Below are 7,245 nucleotides of genomic sequence, written 5' to 3'. Positions count from 1 at the left end.
CGAGGCCGACCGTGGTCGTGGTCTTGCCCTCGCCGGCCGGCGTCGGGTTGATCGCGGTGACCAGGATCAGCTTGCCGTCCCGGTTGCCCTTCACCGACTTGATGAACTCGGCCGAGACCTTCGCCTTGTCATGGCCATAGGGCAAAAGATGCTCGTGCGGAATGCCGATCTTGGCGCCGATCTCCTGGATCTGCTTCTTCTTGGCGGCGCGCGCGATTTCGATGTCGGACTTCACTTCGGCCATGACGGCTTTCCTCTGGATTGGGCAGTGGAGGGGAGGGGTTCGATGATTTGTGCATGCTCGAAACGCCGCCCGGACGCAAGGGCATGTTCTAACCCTGTCGCTGTCGCGGCGTCAACTTTCATGCAAATAAGTTTCCTGCAAAGAAAGACGATTGCTGTTGCCGATCGACCTTCGCGGCGTCTTTGGCCCCTGGTCGTTGGGCCGTATAGAAGCCAGAGCGATTGCCGTTCCGCAGTCTCAAAACAGCCGTGCAATGCGCGAAAAGCGACAGAAGCGACGCCGCAAATCCGCCATCGCCCGACGGTCGGCTCTCGCGCTATTGGCTCAGGACATTGCTGATCTCGACCATGTTGGAGCGCACGCGCAGTATGTAGAAGCCCATGGTCGTCAAATGCGTCGGCAGCAGCCAGCCGTCCTCGCGGCCATTGGCGATGATGAGGGGCTGAATGCGCAGCGCCGAGACGAATTGCGAGTCCATCGTGTCCCAAAGGTTCTGCAGGTGCTTTTCCTTGATCACGTCCTCGAAGTCGGCCTGGGCGGCCTTCATCAGCCCGTAATAGGCATAAAGCTGTCCGTAGGCGAACCAGAAGCGGTCGTCGGCGCGGAAATCGAACCAGCCATTATTGTGGTTCTCGGCGCGCTCCTTGAGGATCGCCGATGTCGAGCCGATGTCGCTGGAAATGCGGTCGATATACTGCTTCAGATTGTCTGCGCGGGCATCGAACGTCGCCTGGCAGGCGGCTAACCGGGCATTGAAGGAGCGCAGCTTGCGCACGGCATCGCGGTAGTAGCTCGGCGTCGGCGTTTTGGGGCCGAACGGGTTCAGGCCGAAATACCAGGTTTCCTCATCGAACTGCAGATTGCCGCGCGCGTCCTGCAGGTCTGCGTCGATCTGCGAGGTGGTGCGGACGCGGCCGAGATTGTCGGCAAGCTCGGTCGCGGTGCGGCGCACGGCCTGGTTGATGCCGCGCTGGAAGGAAGCCTTGTTGTCCATCCAGGGGGTATGGTCCCAGTCGACGCCGAACAAGCCGAGCTTGTAGAGGATCATCGAGGAGACCCAGGCATTCTGATTGACATTGAAGTCGGTCAAATCGGCAGCCACCTGGGCGACGGCGGAGTTGCCGCAGGTCTTGGCGGTGTCGGTGCCGGCGCCGGCCGTGACCTGCTCGCCGGCCGAAACGTTGCGCTTCTCGAAGGTGTATTTGTCGGGATAGTTCGGGTCGAAACTGTTCCACCACTGGGTGGCGTAGAAGAAGTTGGCGTAGAGGCCGATCAGCACCAGAAGGGCGAGGCCCACGACGGCCTTCAGGATCCAGCCGCGCTGGCCATACCAGCGGCCCGCCCAGACGAACGGCCACAGGAGGATGCCGATGACGACGCCGATGCCGCGGCCGATCCATTGGAAGATTCGGGTGAAGAAACTCACGATCGGATCAAGCATGGCTCTCGTCACCCCTCAATCAGTCAAGCCGTAAAGGCGCGTCCGGAACGCCGCCTTGTCCTTCAAATATGTGGTTTTCAGAACGTCGACAACATGCGATCGCCAGGCGTCGCTGAAGCCGTCGAAGTCCCGGTAGAAACCAGGTTTGTTGAAGACGTAGCGCGAGACGAAATCCTGCGGCACGAAATCCGAGATCAGCTGGTTGGTCAGCCAGGCATCGGGGTGATCGGGCCTGGCGCGCACGACCAGGAACCGCTGGCGCGGAGGGACGTCCTCGACCTTGAGATGGCCAAACTGGGCGATTTCGCGCTTGGCTGCATTAAGGAAAGGGAAGTTGCCGTCCTGGGTGATCAGGTCTGCATGGCCATGGATCCAGGTCTGCAGCCAGACCTTGTCCACGTTGGTCAGGTTGCGGTTGGGCTCGGCTTCGCGGATCAGCGCCCGGACCACCATCTCGGCGCGGTGCTCGAGGTAACCTGACGCTTCGATCCAGGAGGCGCGGGGCAGGTCGAGGCGGCCGGTTTCGGCGAGGAAGCGGAACACCCTGTCGGCGTCGTTGATCGACAGATAACTCACCTGCCAGGGGCGCGAGCGGCGGAAGCCGGGCGCGGCCGGGTCACTGATGACGGTGGTCAGATCAGGGTCGACGAACACGTAAAGCCCGCCGAAATGGCTGGTCCAGTACGCGTTGTGGCGAAAGATCACCTGGTCGGGGACCAGCGCGTTCTCGCGGATATCACCGCAGACCTTGGCCAAGTCGACCATGCGCTCAAGCATGGCATTGTCGCGCCAGGCATCGGGCTCCTGCTTCAGCCGGTCGACCAGCTTGCCGAGCTCGGCCGCCTTGCCCAGCACATCCTCGGCCGACAGCACCTTGAACTCGACCTGGTTGATCGACAGCAGGTCCTCGATGTCGTTGACCTTGGGAACGGAGTCCTCGATCTCGCCGTAGATGACGTCCTTGATGGTCAGCGCATCGATGGCGCGCCGGTTCTTGGACATGAACTCGAACATCAGCTGCGAGGTGTTGGAGAAGGCGGTGTGCACCACCGGCAGGTCGATCTGCGCCGGCGTCAGGATGATGAAGCGGCGGTTGACCTCGTTGGGATCGAGATAGTCATGGTCGCCGCACTCCTCGGCGATCTCGGGCGAGAAGCCGGTGCGGTCGATCTGGAAGCTCTGCAGCTTGGTGGGCTCAAGGCCGAAGGCGACGAGCGCCTTGTTGTAGCGCTGGATGAGATGCGGTTCGTCGACAGGAAGCAGCCTGCCATAGATCAGCTCGTTGTCGCGCAGAAGGTCGGGTTTTTGGGTGGCGGGCGTGCCCGCCGCCGACGAAGGTCTACGCATCCCACAGGCCCTTCTTCTTCAGCTCGTCCATCTCGCGAGCGGCGCGTTCGCGCAGCCGTGCGTCGCGCAGCAGCTTCTCGACCGCCGCGTCATCGGATTTGTCGGAATAGCGGAATTCGGAATCGGCATAGCGGTTGATCTCCTGCATGACCATCTCCATCGAGAACGGGCCGCGCAGTTCCTCGATCATCGCCTTCTTGTCGTCGTAGCTCTTGTGCATGAAGGCTTCCGGCTTCTCGAACCAGTCGTCTGGCAGCTCGATGTCCATGGCACGCATCTTGATGGCGTCGGTGACGTTCTTGATGGCGCGGCCGGTGAAGCGCGGCTCGGCGTCCTTGATCATGTGCAGATAGGTGCCGATATCGGCCAGCGTCTTCGGCGCGCCGTTCTCCTTCATGTAGCGCTCATAGACCTTCATCAGCCCGTCTTCCTGCGGCTTCTCATGCTCCTCATAGGCCTCGGCCACGGCGCGCTGGATCTCCTGCGCCGCATAGAGCTTGTGATTGCCCAGCGGGATCTTGTGGTTCTTGCCGGCGAGCAGCACGAAAATGTCGATGTAGTCGTCGCGGGTCTGCGGGCCGTCGACCAGCCAGCGGGCGCCGGCGCGCTGGCGCAGCGCGTCGTCGACGTTCTCGGGGTAGTTGGAGAACATGCCGAAGGAGCAATTGCCGCGTACCACCGTCGAGGCGCCCGCAAAGGCGTCCATCAAGACGCCTGTGATCTCTTGCTGGCCGGCCGACGCGCGGTCGTCGGAGCGACGCGCCGCCACCTGGTCGATGTCGTCGATGGTGCCGAAGCCAATGGCGCGCGGATTGAGCACGTTGTTGATGAACTGGCGACAGTTCTGGCCGGATTTGCCCTGGTAGGACGAGATCTGATCGACGCCGAAATTCTCGTAGGCGAAGGGATAGCCGGCGACCTGGCAGTAGCCGTTGACGAGGCCGGCGATCATCTGGATCAGCGTCGTCTTGCCGGTGCCCGGCGCGCCGTCGCCAATGAAGGTGAACAGGAAGCCGCCGAGCTCGACGAAGGGATTGAGCTCGCGCTCGAAGTCATAGGCCATGAGCATCTTGGCGAGCCTGACCGACTGGAATTTGGCGATGTGGTTGCCGACCACTTCTTCCGGCTTCTTGAAGGTCATCACCAGCGGCTTCGATCGCTTGCCGGGCGCCACGTCGAAGCCGTCGAGGGTGAAATCGTCCACGTCGATGCGGATGTGAGCGTTCTCGAACGGCCCGATGCCGTCGAAGCGGCCTTTTCGCGCGAGCAGGCCGTCGATGGCGACGCGGGCAAAGGCGCGCGCCCGCGTCATCAGGTCGGCATCGTCCTTCGAGCCGGCAATCGCCTTGTCGAGGCCAGCCACGATCGACTTCACCGCATCCTGCGGCGTGTCGAAGAGGAAGTCGGGTTCGGGGATGTCGTTCGGCGCTTCGCCGTCGCTGTCGATAAGCTGGAACAGATAGGACGCAAGGCTGAACGCCGAAACATAGGCAGAGGCCGACAGGAGCTTCTTGAAGGTCGCAGCCTCGTCGCCTTCGAGCGGTGCGCGCGCATTCTTCGCCTGCAGGCTTTCGAGGTCGGAACCTTCGGCGAAGACATCCGAGATGGCGAGCGCGATCGCCAGGCCGCGCCGGGCGCGGTAGAGCAGCGTGTGCTGCGGGATGGTCATCAACTGGTCGTCGGGATGCACCGCGGCCACCGTTTTCGACAGCTCGACCTCGCGTGTGCGCCGTACCGAGCCGACCGACACGGTCGAGACGAAACGGCGGTTGGTGCCGGCGAGCACGGTACCGGATTCGCGCGAAGGGTCCTCCAGCACGACAATACGGGTGATGAAGCTCTGCGCCGTGGCGCGGTGTTTCTCGATTGCCGCTTCGGGGATGGTGGTCAGGCCGGTGTCCATGAAGGATGCTCCGCGGTTTGACGGTCACACATCGCTGATGACCTGCCCGTTCGACAGGATGTGGACCTTGTAGCCGGAAAAAATCCGCTGTGCCTCGCCGGCTGCATAGAGCGCCTGGTAGGCCTCGTGCGGGATCAGCGCATGGTTCTCGTAGCTCGAAACGCCCTGTCGCGCGGCTTCGAGATTGTCGGTGTCGATGAAGAATTCCTGTGTCGACTTCTCGCTGGAGAAGAGACCCTTGCGGCCCGGCTTCTCGCCCTTGGAATAGACCTCCTGGATGGTCCAGGTGAGCAGCCAGGCATTCTCGGGCTTGCGCACCTTGGACAGAACCTCGGCCACGGTCGAATTGTTCTCGGTGATGCCGGCGGAATAGAAGGGGCCAAGCACGACGCGCCGGAGTTGCTTGGGATGCAGTGGTTCGAAATCCTTGTCGAGATTGACCGCGATGGTCGCCGGCGACAGGGAATAGGCCGAGTTCTTCTCGGTGAAGTCGTCGAAGCGGTGCGCGAGCTCGGGATTGAGCAGGCCGTCCACAGGAAGCGGAATCTCGACCCGCTCGTTCAGCTTGCCATTGGCATCGACCAGTTGGCGTATCATGCTCTCCGAGGAGTCCTCGACGGTCACCATATAGATCAGCGGCAGGTTGGCGGTGCCGTCGAACGAGGCCCAGTGGACGAGGTAATAGGGCCGCAAGGTCTTGGGGTTGACCGAGACCTTCGCCGTCTGCGCAAGAATGAACGGGCCGAAGGTCGCCTCGCTCTTGACATCCTCAAGGTAGAGGCGCTCGGCCATCGACCTCTGCAGCGCTTCCGGAAATTCCTTGTGGCGCAGGATGAAGTCGGCCATCTCGTCGCGCAACTCGCCGGCCAGCGGGATATTGGCAAGTCGCGCATCGGCCTGGCGGCGATCGTTCTCCAGTTCAAGCAGGTTCTGGAAGACGGGATAGCCGCTGTCGGCACGCGAAATCCGGAACGTGTCCATGAAGCCGAGCCGGTTGCGCCAGCAGGCGAAGGATTTGTCCAGACGGGCGATGTATTCGGCGACGATCCTGGCCACGATGCCATGCCGGTAGAGCGGCGAGCGGTCGTCGCGCATGAACACTTCCAGCCCGCTCAGCGCCGCCGTGATGGCGGAGAAATAGCGTGCCGCCGCTTCGTTTTCAGGGGTCATTTCGCTGCCCTGGAAAAGACTGCGGGCGCGCCGCCTATTGCTGCACGTAGTTCGCCGAATTGTGCTTCTTCATCACCTCGTCGAAGCGGCGGGCGAAGGCATCGTCAGCCAGCTTCTTGCGGCGCTGGATGTCGGCGCTCGCCACCATGTTCTTCTCATGCATCTCGAGCAGGTCGCCGATGTGCTTCTGCGAGGCGGCGCCGATGCCGGCCATCGTCTCTTCGGCCGTGTTGTCGACCTGGCTGCCCAGCGTGTTGATCTTGTGGGCCACGTCCTGCTGGGCGGCCGTCTTCAGCGAATCTTCCAGCGCCTTGTAGAGGACGATGCGCTGCTCGGTATCGATGGTCAGCTTGTTGATCAGCGTCGACTGCGCCGCGATCTGATTGTTCAGCGAGTCCACGAAGGTCTGGAACATCGAGGTATATCGCTCCAGCGTCTGGCTCTCGGCGAGCAGCTCCTGCTCCTTGGCCTGTTTCTCGTTGTATTCGGTCGCCATTTTCGAGCGCTCGCCTTCGAGCTGGGTGCGATCTTTCTGGCTGGTGGAAGCGGCGATCTTGTTCTCGATGTCGAGCAGCATCGGATTCAACTCCTCGATGCGCTTCTGAACCGCCTCGAGGTTGGCCATGGTCGCCTTGCGGCGTTCGATAACCTGCGACAGGCTGGCCTCCGACGTCTTGTAGCGCTGGTCGAGGATCTGCTTCTGGGCTTTCAGGATGCCGACGATGGTGTCGGATTTGGCGAGCAGTTCCTGCAGGTTGCCGGCTAGCGACATGTTGCGTACGCGGTCCGTGCGCATGCGCTGCTTGCTCTGCTCCGAGAAGACACCGACGAAGTTTTCCCAGCCGGTATAGTTCTTCATGCTCTCGAATTCGGCGCCGAAGACATTGGTGGCGTCCTCAAGCCCGATGATCAGGTCGGCAATGTTGCCTTCCATGATCTTCTGCTGCTTCACCACGTCTTCGATGCGGGCGTTCTCGATGTCGAAATTGGCGTCGCCGATCTTCTTGTCGGCCTGGGCGAGTGTATCGAGCACTGTCCCGGACTGCTCGATCTTGGTGCGCATGTCATCGACGACCTGCTTGGTCTTGGCAATCTCGGCATCGAAATTCTGCAATGTCGCCATAGGGGCCTCCCGCTTCG

Annotated in this window: 6 protein-coding genes; all 6 read right to left on the bottom strand. The window is 61.9% G+C overall.

Annotation, left to right across the window (positions count from 1 at the left end):
* Window positions 1-244: formate--tetrahydrofolate ligase (locus tag EN818_RS25095; RefSeq protein ID WP_135906552.1), on the bottom strand; the 244-nt coding region annotated here is incomplete at its 3' end.
* Window positions 245-560: 316 nt separating this feature from the next.
* Window positions 561-1,685, bottom strand: a complete 1,125-nt coding sequence (locus EN818_RS25090) for a DUF2333 family protein (protein WP_129553833.1) — start codon at window positions 1,683-1,685, stop codon at window positions 561-563.
* Between the two features lie 15 nt (window positions 1,686-1,700).
* Complete coding sequence (locus EN818_RS25085) at window positions 1,701-3,032, bottom strand: DUF6638 family protein (RefSeq protein ID WP_095807022.1); 1,332 nt, start codon at window positions 3,030-3,032, stop codon at window positions 1,701-1,703.
* On the bottom strand, window positions 3,025-4,935 hold the full coding sequence (locus EN818_RS25080; RefSeq protein WP_095807021.1) for an AAA family ATPase: 1,911 nt from the start codon (window positions 4,933-4,935) through the stop codon (window positions 3,025-3,027). The genes EN818_RS25085 and EN818_RS25080 overlap by 8 nt, the downstream gene beginning before the upstream one ends.
* Before the next feature lie 24 nt (window positions 4,936-4,959).
* On the bottom strand, window positions 4,960-6,105 hold the full coding sequence (locus EN818_RS25075; RefSeq protein WP_095807020.1) for a hypothetical protein: 1,146 nt from the start codon (window positions 6,103-6,105) through the stop codon (window positions 4,960-4,962).
* Between the two features lie 34 nt (window positions 6,106-6,139).
* Window positions 6,140-7,228 carry a hypothetical protein gene (locus tag EN818_RS25070; RefSeq protein WP_095807019.1) on the bottom strand — a complete coding sequence of 363 codons (1,089 nt, stop codon included), beginning with the start codon at window positions 7,226-7,228 and terminating at the stop codon, window positions 6,140-6,142.
* Between the last annotated feature and the right edge of the window lie 17 nt (window positions 7,229-7,245).

It is taken from the genome of Mesorhizobium sp. M3A.F.Ca.ET.175.01.1.1, assembly GCF_004791945.1.
Classification (GTDB): domain Bacteria; phylum Pseudomonadota; class Alphaproteobacteria; order Rhizobiales; family Rhizobiaceae; genus Mesorhizobium.
The sequence above is the reverse complement of the archived record's forward strand: the minus strand, read 5'-3'. Positions and strand labels throughout refer to the sequence as shown.

Excerpts from the sequence above, each read along its gene's own strand:
- EN818_RS25075 (WP_095807020.1), bottom strand. The coding sequence starts at position 6,105 with ATGACCCCTGAAAACGAAGCGGCGGCACGCTATTTCTCCGCCATCACG.
- EN818_RS25070 (WP_095807019.1), bottom strand. The coding sequence starts at position 7,228 with ATGGCGACATTGCAGAATTTCGATGCCGAGATTGCCAAGACCAAGCAG.
- EN818_RS25090 (WP_129553833.1), bottom strand. The coding sequence starts at position 1,685 with ATGCTTGATCCGATCGTGAGTTTCTTCACCCGAATCTTCCAATGGATC.
- EN818_RS25080 (WP_095807021.1), bottom strand. The coding sequence starts at position 4,935 with ATGGACACCGGCCTGACCACCATCCCCGAAGCGGCAATCGAGAAACAC.
- EN818_RS25085 (WP_095807022.1), bottom strand. The coding sequence starts at position 3,032 with ATGCGTAGACCTTCGTCGGCGGCGGGCACGCCCGCCACCCAAAAACCC.